This is a genomic window from Pseudonocardia sp., assembly GCF_050250275.1.
Lineage (GTDB): Bacteria > Actinomycetota > Actinomycetes > Mycobacteriales > Pseudonocardiaceae > Pseudonocardia.
The window spans coordinates 25,453-37,591 of the sequence record NZ_JBFWOY010000020.1; the positions used below are offsets into that span (position 1 = coordinate 25,453).

The 12,139-nt window shown below is 74.0% G+C and carries 12 protein-coding genes; 8 read left to right on the forward strand and 4 right to left on the reverse strand.

What is annotated here, in order from left to right; all coding sequences use genetic code 11:
• Nucleotides 1-22 precede the first annotated feature (22 nt).
• Genes map through AB7F12_RS18650 form a run of 3 tightly spaced genes read left to right on the forward strand, consistent with a single transcriptional unit; the run spans nucleotide 23 to nucleotide 2,177 of the window.
• Nucleotides 23-793 (forward strand): type I methionyl aminopeptidase, encoded by a 771-nt coding sequence (gene map, locus AB7F12_RS18640; protein WP_428498509.1) that lies wholly within the window; start codon nucleotides 23-25, stop codon nucleotides 791-793.
• A 40-nt stretch (nucleotides 794-833) separates the two neighbouring features.
• Entirely contained in the window at nucleotides 834-1,397 is a 564-nt protein-coding gene (locus AB7F12_RS18645) for a TetR/AcrR family transcriptional regulator (RefSeq protein ID WP_428498510.1), read from the forward strand.
• A 51-nt stretch (nucleotides 1,398-1,448) separates the two neighbouring features.
• The gene (locus AB7F12_RS18650; RefSeq protein ID WP_428498511.1) at nucleotides 1,449-2,177 is read left to right on the forward strand and encodes an SDR family oxidoreductase; all 729 of its coding nucleotides are present in this window, start codon (nucleotides 1,449-1,451) and stop codon (nucleotides 2,175-2,177) included.
• 159 nt (nucleotides 2,178-2,336) lie between these two features.
• Here the strand turns inward: AB7F12_RS18650 and AB7F12_RS18655 are convergent, their stop codons facing one another.
• The gene (locus AB7F12_RS18655) at nucleotides 2,337-4,226 is read right to left on the reverse strand and encodes an acyl-CoA dehydrogenase (RefSeq protein ID WP_428498512.1); all 1,890 of its coding nucleotides are present in this window, start codon (nucleotides 4,224-4,226) and stop codon (nucleotides 2,337-2,339) included.
• On the reverse strand, nucleotides 4,223-4,855 hold the full coding sequence (locus tag AB7F12_RS18660) for a TetR family transcriptional regulator (protein ID WP_428498513.1): 633 nt from the start codon (nucleotides 4,853-4,855) through the stop codon (nucleotides 4,223-4,225). The genes AB7F12_RS18655 and AB7F12_RS18660 overlap by 4 nt, the downstream gene beginning before the upstream one ends.
• A gap of 64 nt (nucleotides 4,856-4,919) precedes the next feature.
• Between AB7F12_RS18660 and AB7F12_RS18665 the strand changes: the two genes are divergently transcribed.
• The 5 genes from AB7F12_RS18665 (at nucleotide 4,920) to AB7F12_RS18685 (ending at nucleotide 10,474) form a co-directional block, all read left to right on the forward strand.
• The gene (locus AB7F12_RS18665; RefSeq protein ID WP_428498514.1) at nucleotides 4,920-6,200 is read left to right on the forward strand and encodes an acetyl-CoA C-acetyltransferase; all 1,281 of its coding nucleotides are present in this window, start codon (nucleotides 4,920-4,922) and stop codon (nucleotides 6,198-6,200) included.
• Nucleotides 6,200-7,579 carry a 3-oxoacyl-ACP reductase gene (locus AB7F12_RS18670; RefSeq protein WP_428498515.1) on the forward strand — a complete coding sequence of 460 codons (1,380 nt, stop codon included), beginning with the start codon at nucleotides 6,200-6,202 and terminating at the stop codon, nucleotides 7,577-7,579. The genes AB7F12_RS18665 and AB7F12_RS18670 overlap by 1 nt, the downstream gene beginning before the upstream one ends.
• Entirely contained in the window at nucleotides 7,579-8,409 is an 831-nt protein-coding gene (locus tag AB7F12_RS18675; protein ID WP_428498516.1) for a MaoC family dehydratase, read from the forward strand. Before AB7F12_RS18670 ends, AB7F12_RS18675 begins: the two co-directional genes overlap by 1 nt.
• Before the next feature lie 11 nt (nucleotides 8,410-8,420).
• Nucleotides 8,421-9,896 (forward strand): adenylate/guanylate cyclase domain-containing protein, encoded by a 1,476-nt coding sequence (locus AB7F12_RS18680; protein ID WP_428498517.1) that lies wholly within the window; start codon nucleotides 8,421-8,423, stop codon nucleotides 9,894-9,896.
• Nucleotides 9,897-10,093: 197 nt separating this feature from the next.
• Nucleotides 10,094-10,474, forward strand: coding sequence for a glyoxalase superfamily protein (locus AB7F12_RS18685; RefSeq protein WP_428498518.1), 381 nt, complete (start codon nucleotides 10,094-10,096; stop codon nucleotides 10,472-10,474).
• A gap of 183 nt (nucleotides 10,475-10,657) precedes the next feature.
• Here AB7F12_RS18685 and AB7F12_RS18690 read toward each other — a convergent pair whose 3' ends face one another.
• Together AB7F12_RS18690 and AB7F12_RS18695 are read right to left on the reverse strand one after the other, a co-directional pair.
• A complete protein-coding gene (locus AB7F12_RS18690; protein WP_428498519.1) occupies nucleotides 10,658-11,506 on the reverse strand; it encodes a biotin-dependent carboxyltransferase family protein in 849 nt (282 codons plus the stop codon).
• The gene (locus tag AB7F12_RS18695; protein WP_428498520.1) at nucleotides 11,503-12,117 is read right to left on the reverse strand and encodes a 5-oxoprolinase subunit B family protein; all 615 of its coding nucleotides are present in this window, start codon (nucleotides 12,115-12,117) and stop codon (nucleotides 11,503-11,505) included. Before AB7F12_RS18695 ends, AB7F12_RS18690 begins: the two co-directional genes overlap by 4 nt.
• Nucleotides 12,118-12,139: the final 22 nt, after the last annotated feature.

Consider the following 12,139-nt stretch of genomic DNA (forward strand, 5'->3'; position numbering starts at 1 on the left):
GTAACCGCGGAGGGTGTGTGCTGTGATCGAGCTGAAGACGCCGTCGGAGATCGACGCGATCGCGGCGGCCGGCGCCGTCGTCGCCGACGTGCTGGCGGCGGTCCGCGCCCAGTCGGCGCCGGGTGTGCGGGTGAGTGATCTCGACGCGGCCGCGGGTGACCTGATCGCCGGGGCGGGGGCGACGCCGACGTTCCTGAACTACCGCCCGCGCTTCGCCCCGACGCCCTATCCGGCCGTGACCTGCATCAGCGTGAACGACGCCGTCGTCCACGGCATCCCGGGCCCGCAGGTGCTGGCCGACGGCGATCTCGTCAGCATCGACCTGGCCGTCCATCTCGACGACTGGTGCGCCGACTCGGCGATCAGCTTCGTGGTCGGTGCGGCGGACCCGGCGGACCTGGCGCTGATCGACACCGCGGAGCGGTCGTTGCGGGCGGGGATCGATGCGGCGCTGGCCGGGGCCCGCATGGGCGACGTCGGGCACGCGATCGAGTCGGTGGCCCGCGCCGCCGGGTACGGGATGCTGGCCGACCACGGCGGCCACGGTGTCGGCAGGCGGATGCACGAGCCGCCGCACGTCCCCAACGAGGGTCGGCAGGGGCGCGGGATGCGGCTGGAGCCGGGTCTGGTGTTCGCGATCGAGCCGATGCTCATCGCGGGTGGGACCGACCGTTACCGCCACGACGACGACGGCTGGACGCTGCGCACGGCCGACGGCAGCCGCGCCGCGCACGTCGAGCACACGATCGGTGTGACCGAGGACGGCCCGAGGGTCTTGACGTCGAAGGGTTGACGAGTTCAAGACGATCGGTCATATTGATGTCGTGCCTCAGGTGAGTGTGAAGTCCCGGATCGTGGAGAACGCCACCCGCGTCTTCCTCGAGAAGGGCTTCCAGGGCGCCAGCATCCAGGACCTCGTCACCGCCGCCGGTGTCCCGAAGGGCTCGTTCTACAACCACTTCTCCGGCAAGGAGGAGCTGGCGGTGGAGATCACGCGCCGGTGGGTCGCCGACGCCGGGGTAGACGGCCTGTACCTACGGACGGGGTCGCCGTTGCGGCGGCTGCGGGAGCACCTGGAGTCGGTCGCCGGGCGGCGGTCCGTGCAGTACGGACCGCACGGGTGCCTGCTGGGGAACTTCAGCACGGGTGTGCCGGCGGAGTGCGAGCGGTTGCGGGCGCAGGTGGCGGCCGGGCTCGACCAGTGGACCGCGGCGGTAGCGGCGGCGCTCGCCGAGGCCCGGCAGGTGGGGGAGCTGCACGTCGACACGGAGGTGTCGGTGCTCGCCCGCTACGTCCTCGACGGGTTCGAGGGTGCGATCGCCCGGGGGAAGGTCTCGGGCGACCCGGCGGTGCTCCGGCAGTGGTTCGATGTCACGTTCAGCGCCCTGCTCGTGTGAGCAGTTTCGTGTGCCGCGTTTAAGATGACCAGTCATATTCAAGGAGTTCACATGCAGATCATGGGCGCGGTCGCACTGGTGACCGGGGCGAACCGCGGGATCGGCAAGGCGTTCACCGCCGAGCTGCTGGCCCGCGGCGCGAGCAAGGTCTACGCCGCGGCGCGCGACGTCGCGACCGTCGAGGTGACCGACCCGAGGATCGTGCCCGTCGCCCTCGACGTCACCGACCCCGCCAGGGTCGGGGCCCTCGCCGCGGAGCTCGGTGACGTGACGCTGCTGGTCAACAACGCGGGCGTCGCCGGGTTCGGCACGCCGCTGTCGGCGCCGCTCGACCAGGCGCGGCGCGAGATCGAGACCAACTACCTCGCCGTCGTCGGACTGACGCAGGCGTTCGCCCCGGTCCTCGCGGCCAACGGTGGCGGGGCCGTGGTGCAGATGCTCTCGGTCGTCTCATGGGCGGCGCCTCCCGCGCTGTCGACCTATGCGGCGTCGAAGTCGGCCGCCTGGGCCTGGACCAACGCGGCACGCATCGAGCTGCGGCAGCAGAAGACCGAGGTCGTGGGCGTGCACGTCGGGTTCGTCGACACCGATCTGGCCGCGGGGGTCGACAGCGAGAAGGTCGCCCCGGCCGCCGTCGCGGCAGCAGCGTTCGACGGGCTGGAAGCCGGTGAGCCGGAGGTCGCCGTCGACGACTTCAGCCGCATGGTCAAGGCAGGCCTGTCGGACGACCAGACGCTGATCTACCCCGAGCTCGAACGCCGCTTCCTCGCCGCCGGCTGAGCGGGACCGCCGGCTGAGCGGGACCGCCGGCCGAGCGAGACCGGCTGCCGGCGCGAGGCCGCCGGTCGGCGAGACCCGTGCGCCGCGTGCGGCCAGTCCGGCCGCACCCGCCGCGGTGGGTGCGGCCCCTGCCGGGGCCGACGTCGACCCCGCCGGGCGTCACGCCGTGCGCAGCAGCGGGCAGTCCAGCCAGCTCTCCGGGATCGCGAACGCGTCGACCAGGAGGCGGGCGTGCGGGCGCAGGCTCGCGCAGAGGTCGTTCACCGCGGCGGTGACGGCGCGCGACCCGGCGACCGTCAGCCGACCGTGTTCGAGGAACCAGGCCCGGTCGGCCTCGATCACCGAGAGCGCGTGCAGGTCGCGGACCTGGGCGAGCAGCTCGCGGGTCGGTGCGTCGGCCACCGAGTCGACGGCGCGGGCGACCGCGTCGTGGACGACGGCGTCGACGTGCGCGCGGGCGGCGTGCAGCAGGTGGTCCTGGGCGTCGTTGAAGATGCCGAACTGGCCCGACCCGGTGCGCAGGGCGGGGCGCAGCCGGCGGGCCAGGCTCGCGAGCAGGTGCTCCGCGCGGTCGTGCAGCAGCTCGTGCTGCGCCCCGGCCGACCGCGGATCGAGGGCCCGTACGCGGCGGGGCAGCTTGTTGAGCCCCGTCTTCTCGGCGACCGCCCCGGCGGCCACGCCCGCGGCGAACCTCGCCGTCGCGAGCGGACCCAGCTTCGCGACACGGCTCCCGTACTCCGACAGCAGGCCCTTGGCGAGCAGCTGGAGCAGGACCGTGTTGTCGCCCTCGAACGTCGTGAAGACGTCGGAGTCGGCCTTGAGCTGTGGCAGCAGGTTCTCGGCGAGGTAGCCGGCCCCGCCGCACGCCTCCCGGCAGGCCTGGATCGTCGCGGTCGCGTGCCAGGTCGCGAGGGCCTTGAGCCCGGCCGCGCGGTACTCCAGGTCGCGCTGGGCCTTCTCGTCGGTGACGACGGCCCCGGGCGCCTGGATGCGGTGCATCTCCGCGACCAGGTCCTCCTGGGCGAAGTGCAGGGCATAGGTCGTGGCCAGGGCGGGGAGGAGCTTGCGCTGGTGGGCGCGGTAGTCGAGCAGCGCGACCTCCTCGCCGGTGGTGGGGTCGGCGAACTGGCGGCGGGTGGCTCCGTAGCGGATCGCCAGTGCGAGTGCCTTCTGCGCCGCGCTGCCCGCGCCCCCGGCGACGCTGATCCGGCCGCGCACGAGCGTGCCGAGCATCGTGAAGAAGCGGCGGTTCTCGTTCTCGATCGAGCTGGAGTAGGTGCCGTCCTCGGCGACGTCGGCGAATCGGTTGAGCAGCACCTCGCGGGGGACGCGGACGTGGTCGAACACCAGTCGCCCGTTGTCGACGCCGTTCAGCCCGGCCTTCTCGCCGCAGTCGGAGATCGTGACCCCGGGCATCGCGGCGCCGGCGCCGTCACGGATGGGGACGAGGAATGCGTGCACGCCATGTGTGTCCCCGGCTGTGACGAGCTGGGCGAAGACGACGGCCATCTTCCCGTCGCGGGCGGCGTTGCCGATGTAGTCCTTGCGCGCGCCCGGCTCGGGGGTGTCGATGACGAACTCGCGGGTCGCCGGGTCGTAGGTCGCGGTGGTGCGCAGGTGCTGGACGTCGGAGCCGTGGCCGGTCTCGGTCATCGCGAAGCAGCCGAGGAGCTCGCCGTCCATGATCGCGCGCAGGTACTCGTCGTGGTGGCGCGCCGTGCCGAGCACCTGCACCGCCCCGCCGAACAGGCCCCACTGCACGCCGGCCTTGACCAGCAGTGACAGGTCGCCGTAGCCGAGTGTCTGGAAGCTGACGACGGTTCCGCCGACGTCGCCCTCGCCGCCGTACTCGGGTGCGAACCCGGCGTGCGGGCGCTTCGTGGCGGCGAGCTCGTGCATGAGGTCGAGGACGCGGGCGCGGTACTCCTCGGTCGGGAGGCCGGGCTCGACGGGCCGGAACCTGCCCATCTGCTCCCGGACCTCCTCGCGCACAGGGGCCCAGCGGCCGTCGAGAAGGGTCTGGAGTGCAGTGCGACGAGGGTCTGTCACGGGGTCACCTCCGGGGTGCGCAGGCCGGCGAGCCCGGTCCAGGCGAGATCGGTGAGCCGGGCGGTGAGCTCGGCGCGGGTGGTGCCGTCGGGGCGGGCGAGCCAGTCGTCGGCGGCGCCGCGGACGAGGCCGACGATCGCGTGGCCCCAGGAGCGAGCGGCGCGTGCGTCGTGGATGGACGACTCGATGACCTGGGCGACGTGGTCGCCGATCACCGTCGTCAGATCCGTCACGGGGTCCGTCGTACCGGCGTCGAGCAGCGGGCGGTGTACCACGAACCGGTACACCTCGCGGTCGTTCTCGATCAGCCACAGGTAGGCGTCGATGCCGGCGGCGACCATGGCGTGCGGGCTGCCGGTCTCGTCGCGCGCGGTGTCGACGGCGGCGCGGATGCGCGTGACGAGCGTTGCGGCGACGGCCTCGCAGACCGCGACGTAGAGGCCTGTCCGGTCCTGGAAGTGCCGGTAGACCACGGTTTTCGAGGTTCCGGCGGCGGCGGCGACGTCGTCCATGCCGACGCTCGCGCCGTGCACCCGGATCGCCTCGACGGCGGCGGTGACCAGCTCGGCGCGCCGTTGCTGCCGGTGGGAGTCCCAGCGGCTGTCGCGGCGGTCGCGGATCAGCTTCACGGGACCGACAGTACCGTGTACTTTGGGTATCAGCTAGTTTCCGTTCGCACCCGAGGAGCACCACATGCCGGCCAGGCGCGCCGCCGTCATCGGCGGCAACCGCATCCCGTTCGCCCGCGCCAACAAGCGCTACGCCCGGGCGTCGAACCTCGACATGCTCACCGCGACCCTCGACGGGCTCGTCGCCCGCTACGGCCTCTCCGGCGAGCGGCTCGGCGAGGTCGTCGCCGGTGCGGTCCTCAAGCACTCGCGCGACTTCAACCTCACCCGCGAGGCCGTCCTCGGCAGCAGGCTCTCCCCCGCCACCCCCGCCTACGACCTCCAGCAGGCCTGCGGCACCGGCCTGGAGGCGACGATCGCCGTCGCCAACAAGATCGCCCTCGGGCAGGTCGAGTCCGGGGTCGCGGGTGGCGTCGACACCGCCTCCGACGCACCGATCGCCGTCAACGAGGACCTGCGCAAGGTGCTCGTCGCGCTCAACTCGGCGCGCTCGCTCGGCGACCGGGTCAAGCTCCTCGGCAAGCTTCGGCCGGGACAGATCGTCCCCGAGATCCCGCGCAACGCCGAGCCGCGCACCGGCCTGTCGATGGGCGAGCACGCCGCGATCACCGCGAAGGAGTGGGGGATCGGCCGCACGGAGCAGGACGAGCTGGCCGCGGCCAGCCATCGCAACCTCGCCGCCGCGTACGAGCGCGGCTTCTTCGACGACCTCGTCACCCCCTACCTGGGCCTCACCCGCGACGACAACCTCCGGCCCGACTCCTCGGTCGAGGCCCTCGCGAAGCTCAAGCCGGTCTTCGGCAAGGGCGACAACGCCACCATGACCGCGGGGAACTCCACCCCGCTGACCGACGGCGCCGCCCTCGTCCTCCTCGGCTCCGACGAGTGGGCCGCCGCGCACCGGCTCCCGGTGCTGGCACACGTCGTCGACGCCGAGACCGCCGCGGTCGACTACGTCCACGGCCGCGACGGGCTGCTCACCGCCCCGGTGTTCGCCGTCCCGCGGCTGCTGGCGCGCGTCGGCATGTCGTTGCAGGACTTCGACTTCTACGAGATCCACGAGGCCTTCGCCTCCACCGTGCTCGCGACCACGAAGGCCTGGGAGGACCCGGCGTTCGCCAAGGAGCGCCTGGGTCTCGACGCCCCGCCCGGCCCGATCGACCGCTCCCGCCTCAACGTCACCGGGTCCTCGCTCGCCGCCGGGCACCCGTTCGCCGCGACCGGGGGCCGGATCGTCGCGACACTGGCGAAGCTGTTGCACGAGAAGGGCCCCGGCAGCCGTGGGCTGATCTCGATCTGCGCCGCCGGCGGTCAGGGCGTCGTCGCGATCCTGGAAGGTGCGTAATGCCGACCGACACCTTGCGGAACTGGTCCAACACCGGCCTCGCCCGCCGGCTCGGCGCCCCCCGCATCCCCGTCCTGCGCCGCTGGTCACCGGGCCGGCCGCTGCTGGACGGGCCCGCGCTCGTCACCTCCGTCGGCGGTGGGAGGTTCGCGAAGCCGATCGCGGCATTGATCACCGAGGAAGGCGCCACGGTCGTCACGGAGACGGGCGAGGACAGGCTCGCGGCCGTCGTCCTCGACCTGACCGAGATCGCCACACTCGCCGACCTCGCCGCGGCGCAGCGGATCCTGACCCCGGCGGTACGCAAGCTCGCGCCGTCGGGTCGTCTCCTGCTGCTGGGTCCTGTGAGTGGCGACGGTCCCTACAGCGACCAGCACCGCTCACGAGGCGCCGAAGGCGCTGCCGTGGCGCAGGCGCTCGACGGGCTCGTCCGGTCCATCGGCAAGGAGCTGCGGGCGGGGGCGACGGCGAACCTGCTGGTCGTCGACCCGGACGCGGCGCCCGCGACCGTCGACTCCACGGTCCGGTTCTTCCTGTCCGCGCGGTCGGCCTACGTGGACGGGCAGGTCGTGCACCTCGGCGTGCCCGCCGGTGAGCCCGTCGACCCCACCGGGATGGACGACCCGAGCGACCCGGTGCGCCCCCTGGCCGGGCGGGTCGCCGTCGTCACCGGGGCCGCGCGCGGGATCGGCGCCGCCATCGCCGACACCCTCGCCCGCGACGGCGCGACGATCGTCGCCGTCGACATCCCCGCTGCGGGCGAAGGCCTCGCGGCCGTCGCGAACCGGACCGGCGGGACGGCGCTGCAGCTCGACATCACCGCGCCCGACGCCGCGGCGCGGCTCCTCTCCCATCTGCGGGAGCGGCACGGGCGCGTCGACCTCGTCGTCCACAACGCCGGCATCACCCGCGACAAGCTGCTGGCCAACATGGACGACGACCGCTGGAACACGGTGCTCGCCGTCAACCTCGGCGCCCAGCTCACGATCAACGAGGCGCTGCTCGCCGCGCCCGACCTGCTCGGCGCGGACGCGCGCATCGTCTGCGTGTCGTCGCAGAGCGGGATCGCGGGGAACCGCGGCCAGACGAACTACGCCGCGTCCAAGGCCGGGATCATCGGCATGGTCCGCGCGCTCGCGCCGCGGTTCGCTGAGCACGGCGCCACCATCAACGCCGTCGCACCCGGCTTCATCGAGACCGAGATGACCGCGACGATGCCGCTCGGCACCCGCGAGGCGGGGCGGCGGGTCAACAGCCTGCGCCAGGGCGGGCTGCCCGTCGACGTCGCCGAGACGATCGGCTGGCTGGGGCAGGCGTCGTCGGGCGCGGTGAACGGGCAGGTCGTGCGCGTGTGCGGCCAGTCGATCCTGGGGGCCTGATGTCGCTCGCGCCGTTGTACGCCAAGGCCGCCGTCGGGGCGGTGCTGCCCCGCCGCGGCACGGAACTGCCCGCCGGCGAGGTCGCCCGCGACGACGTCCTCGTCGACCGCGGGCACCTCGCCGACTACGCGCGGGTCTGCGGGTTCGCGCTCTCGGACACGCTGCCGCCGACGTACCCGCACGTCCTCGGGTTCGCGCTGCAGGTCGAGCTGATGGCCCGGCGCAGCTTCCCGCTGGCGTTGCCGGGGCTGGTCCACGTACGCAACCGGATCGTCACCGCCCGGGCCGTCGACGCCGGCGAACTGCTGCGTGTCGCCGTGCACGCGGAACGGTTCGTCGCCCATCCGAAGGGGGCGCAGGTCGACCTGGTCACGTCGATCTCCGTCGAGGGCGACGCCGTGTGGACCGGCCGGAGCACCTACCTCGCACGCGGGGCCCGGCCCCCCGCCGGTGCGATCGCGGCGACGGCCGACGAGCTGCCCGACGTGTCCGACGAGCCCGCCGCCGCGGTGTGGCACGTCGCCGCCGACACCGGGCGTCGGTACGCGGCGGTGTCCGGCGACGTCAACCCGATCCACCTGCACCCGTTGGGCGCCAAGGCCTTCGGCTTCCCGACGGCCATCGCCCACGGCATGTGGACCGCCGCCCGGTCGCTGGCGTCGCTGCAGGGCCGGACCGGCGACGCGATCGCCTACGACGTCGAGTTCCGCAAGCCACTGCGGCTGCCGTCGCGAGTCTCGCTGCGCACCAGGAGGACGGAGACCGGCTGGGACCTCGGCGTGGCAGAACGCGTCGAGCACCTGCGGGGCACCGTGCGCCGTTCGGACTAGAGTCCCGCGCCATGGGACTGGGGCGGTCGGTCGTCGGCTGGCCCGTCCGGATGCTGCTCGGCGGCGTCGTCGCCACCGCGAACCTGACCGGCACCGCCATCGTCGTGGCGCTGGCGGCGTGGGCGCTGCCCACCGGCGACGTCGCCGACGTCGACCGCGTCCGCGCCGTCAACCTGCTCGTCCTCGCCGGGTACCTGCTGGTCGCGGTGCCGCTCGGGCTGCTGTGGGGCGGGCTGCTGCTGCGCACCCGCCGCGACGACGCCGCCGACCAGCGCCGCCTCGTCCTCTACGGCCCGCTGCGGCTGGCCACCGTCCAGGCGGTGCTCTGGCTCGTCGCCACCGTGCTGTTCGTGCTGGTCAACCTGCAGTACGCGTGGCGGCTCGCGCTCAGCGTCGGCGAGACGATCCTCATCGGCGGCATCACGACGACCGCCCTGTCGTACCTGCTCGCCGAGCGCATCCTGCGCCCCGCCGCCGCGCGGGTGCTCGCCGACCGGCCGCCGCGGCAGCGGATGCGCTTCGGCGTGCTGATGCGCTCGGTGCTGTTCTGGGCGCTGGGCACGGCCGTGCCCGTCGTCGGACTGATCCTCTCGGCGGTGTCGGCGCTGGTCTTCCAGGACGTACCGGCCGGCCAGCTCGCGACGATCGTGATCGCGGTCGGGCTCGTCGCCCTCGCTGCCGGCTTCCTGACGACCGTCGGCGCCGCCCGCGCGGTCGCGGACCCGGTGGCGGCGGTGCGCCGCGCCCTGCACCGGGTGGAGGGTGGCGACCTCGACGCCCGCGTCCCCGTCTACGACGCCACCGAGCTGGGCATGCTGCAGGTCGGCTTCAACACGATGACCGACGGGCTGCGCGAGCGGGAACGGCTGCACGACCTGTTCGGGCGGCAGGTCGGCCGCGACGTCGCGACCCTCGCCGCGGCGGCCGGCGAGGTCGAGCTCGGCGGCGAGGTCCGGTACGTCGCGGTGCTGTTCGTCGATCTGGTCGGGTCGACGCAGATGGCCGCGCAGCGTCCCCCGGCCGAGGTCGTCGCCCTGCTCAACCGCTTCTTCGGGGTCGTCGTCGAGGTCGTGGAGGGCTGCGGCGGGTGGATCAACAAGTTCGAGGGCGACGCTGCGCTGGCCGTCTTCGGGGCCCCCGCCACGCTCGACGACCCCGCCGGTCAGGCCCTCTGCGCCGCCCGCACCCTCGCCGCGCGGCTGGGCCAGGAGCTGCCCGGTACGACCGCCGGGATCGGCGTCTCGGCGGGTGACGCGGTGGCGGGCAACGTCGGCGACCCGCGGCGCTACGAGTACACGGTGATCGGCGACCCCGTGAACGAGGCCGCACGGCTGACCGAGCTGGCGAAGGCGTCCGACGGCCGGGTGCTGGCGTCGGCTGCGGCCGTCGCGTCAGCCGACCCGCGCGAGGCGGCCCGCTGGCGTCTGGGCGATGCGGTCACCCTCCGCGGCCGCACGGACCCGACCCGGCTCGCGACCCCCTCGTGAGCCGTTCACGGGCTCTGGGCCACGCAGATCCGGTCCGTCGCCCTCGACCGGAACGCTTCCGGCGTCACCGCCGGGAGCGTCAGGGCGGGGTCACGACCCATCTTCGTTGTGGTCAGGATCTGTCCACAAGCCCTCGTAGAGTTGTCCTCAACGGATTCGGAGGCACACTCCGGACCATCCGATGAGAGGACGACACCATGGCCATCACCGACTGGCGCATCGAGCTCATCCACCTCCCCGTCGCCGACGTCGAGCGCGCCAAGCACTTCTACGTCGACACCATCGGCTTCACCCTCGACCACGACCACCAGATGGGCCCCGACCTGCGGTTCGTGCAGATCACCCCGCAGGGCTCCGCGTGCTCGTTCACGATCGGGACGGGCCTGACCGACATGGAGCCGGGCAGTCTCAAGGGCATCCAGGTCGTCGTCCCCAGCGCCGCCGACGCGCTCGAGCACCTGCGCGGCAAGGGCGTCGAAGCCTCCGACGTCGACGACCAGCCCTGGGGCCGCTTCGTCTACTTCACCGATCCCGACGGCAACGCCTGGGTGCTGCAGGAGCTGGTCGTCCCGTCCTGACGCGAACCCGCGCGCAACCCCACTGCTGCCGACGGGCCCGCGTGCGACCGTGAGGTTGCGCCCGATCGTTCGCGCGCAACCCCACTGCTCTCTGGACGACCCGGGACGACCGTGGGGTTGCGCGCGGATCGTCGAGCCGGGCGGGCGCGGGTCGTCGAGCCGGGCGGGGGGCGCGCTGGGCCGTCAGGCCTGGCGGAAGCGGACCGGCTGGCCGGGGCGGACCTGCGCAGCCCGGTCCACGTCGCGGTCCCGCACCACACCGACCACCGGGTAGCCGCCGGTCAGCGGGTGGTCGGCGAGGAACAGGACCGGCTGCCCGCCCGGCGGCAGCTGGATCGCGCCACGGACCAGGCCCTCGCTGGGCAGCTCCGCGTCGTCACGACGGCGCAGCGGCTCCCCGGTCAGCCGCAGCCCCACGCGGTCGCTGCGGTCCGACGCGGTCCACGTCGTCGCGACGAGGGCGTCGGGATCGGCGAGGCGGTCGTCGCGGGGGCCGGGCACGATCCGCAGCAGGACCGGCCCGGCCTCGGGCAGCGCGACGGGCGCGACGTCGACCAGCGGGAAGCCCGCCGGCATCGGCCCGACCGGCAGCCGCACCCCGACCTGCAGGGGCGGCGGGCCGACACCGGAGAGGGTGTCGGTGCTGCGGGAGCCGAGCACCGGGTCGACGACGATCCCGCCGCGGACGGCGAGGTAGGTCCGCAGCCCCCGGTCGGGGGTGCCCAGCCCCAGCTCGGCCCCCGCGCGCAGCGGTATCACGGCGTTGTGCCCCATGGCCTTCCCGTCGAGGATCGCCGGAGCGGGTGCCCCCGTCAGGGCGACCACGAGGTCTCGCTCCGCGCGCACCCGCAGCCCGCCGAGCAGCACCTCCACCGACGCCGCGTCGGGTGGGTTGGCCACGAGCCGGTTCCCCAGCGCCCACGCCGCCCGGTCGGCGGCGCCCGAGCGGCCCACGCCGATCGAGGCGAGGCCGATGCGACCGGCGTCCTGCAGCAGCGCACGCGGGCCCGTCGCCAGCACGGTGAGGCTCATCGGTGGACCTGCACGAACCTGACCCGGTCGCCGGGTGCGAGCAGGGCGGGCGGGTCGCGGTCGATGTCCCACATCGGCGCGTCGGTCCGGCCGAGCAGCTGCCAGCCGCCGGGTGTGGAACGGGGGTAGACGGCCGAGAACTCGTCCGCGAGCCCGACCGCCCCCGCGGGGACACGGGTGCGCGGCTCGTCGCGACGCGGAACCCGGAGCCGCGGGTCGCCGTCGACGAGGTAGGCGAAGCCCGGCGCGAATCCGGCGAACGCCACCCGCCACTGCGATCCGGTGTGGGCGGCGACCACCTCACGAGGGGACAGACCGGTGCGGGCGGCGATCTCGTCGAGGTCGGGCCCGTCGTAGACGACGGGGATCTCCACGGGGCCGGCCGCGCGTGTCGCGGCGGCCTCGGCCGGGGGGAGGGCGGAGACGGTGCGGCGCAGCGCCCCGAGGTCGGCGCCGGGTCCGGTGACGACGAGGACGGTCCGCGCGGCGGGGACGACGTCGAGCACCTCGGGCAGGGCCGCGGCGCGGACGGCCGCGGCGAGGGCGACCGCGTCGTCGAGGGTGTCGACCTCGAAGAGGACGGCGGCGTCCCCGCAGGCCAGCGCCCTCACGACCCGCGCACCGCGGTCGGCC

Excerpts from the sequence above, each read along its gene's own strand:
- AB7F12_RS18650 (WP_428498511.1), top strand. The coding sequence starts at position 1,449 with ATGCAGATCATGGGCGCGGTCGCACTGGTGACCGGGGCGAACCGCGGG.
- AB7F12_RS18665 (WP_428498514.1), top strand. The coding sequence starts at position 4,920 with ATGCCGGCCAGGCGCGCCGCCGTCATCGGCGGCAACCGCATCCCGTTC.
- AB7F12_RS18670 (WP_428498515.1), top strand. The coding sequence starts at position 6,200 with ATGCCGACCGACACCTTGCGGAACTGGTCCAACACCGGCCTCGCCCGC.
- AB7F12_RS18675 (WP_428498516.1), top strand. The coding sequence starts at position 7,579 with ATGTCGCTCGCGCCGTTGTACGCCAAGGCCGCCGTCGGGGCGGTGCTG.
- AB7F12_RS18680 (WP_428498517.1), top strand. The coding sequence starts at position 8,421 with ATGGGACTGGGGCGGTCGGTCGTCGGCTGGCCCGTCCGGATGCTGCTC.
- AB7F12_RS18685 (WP_428498518.1), top strand. The coding sequence starts at position 10,094 with ATGGCCATCACCGACTGGCGCATCGAGCTCATCCACCTCCCCGTCGCC.
- AB7F12_RS18690 (WP_428498519.1), bottom strand. The coding sequence starts at position 11,506 with ATGAGCCTCACCGTGCTGGCGACGGGCCCGCGTGCGCTGCTGCAGGAC.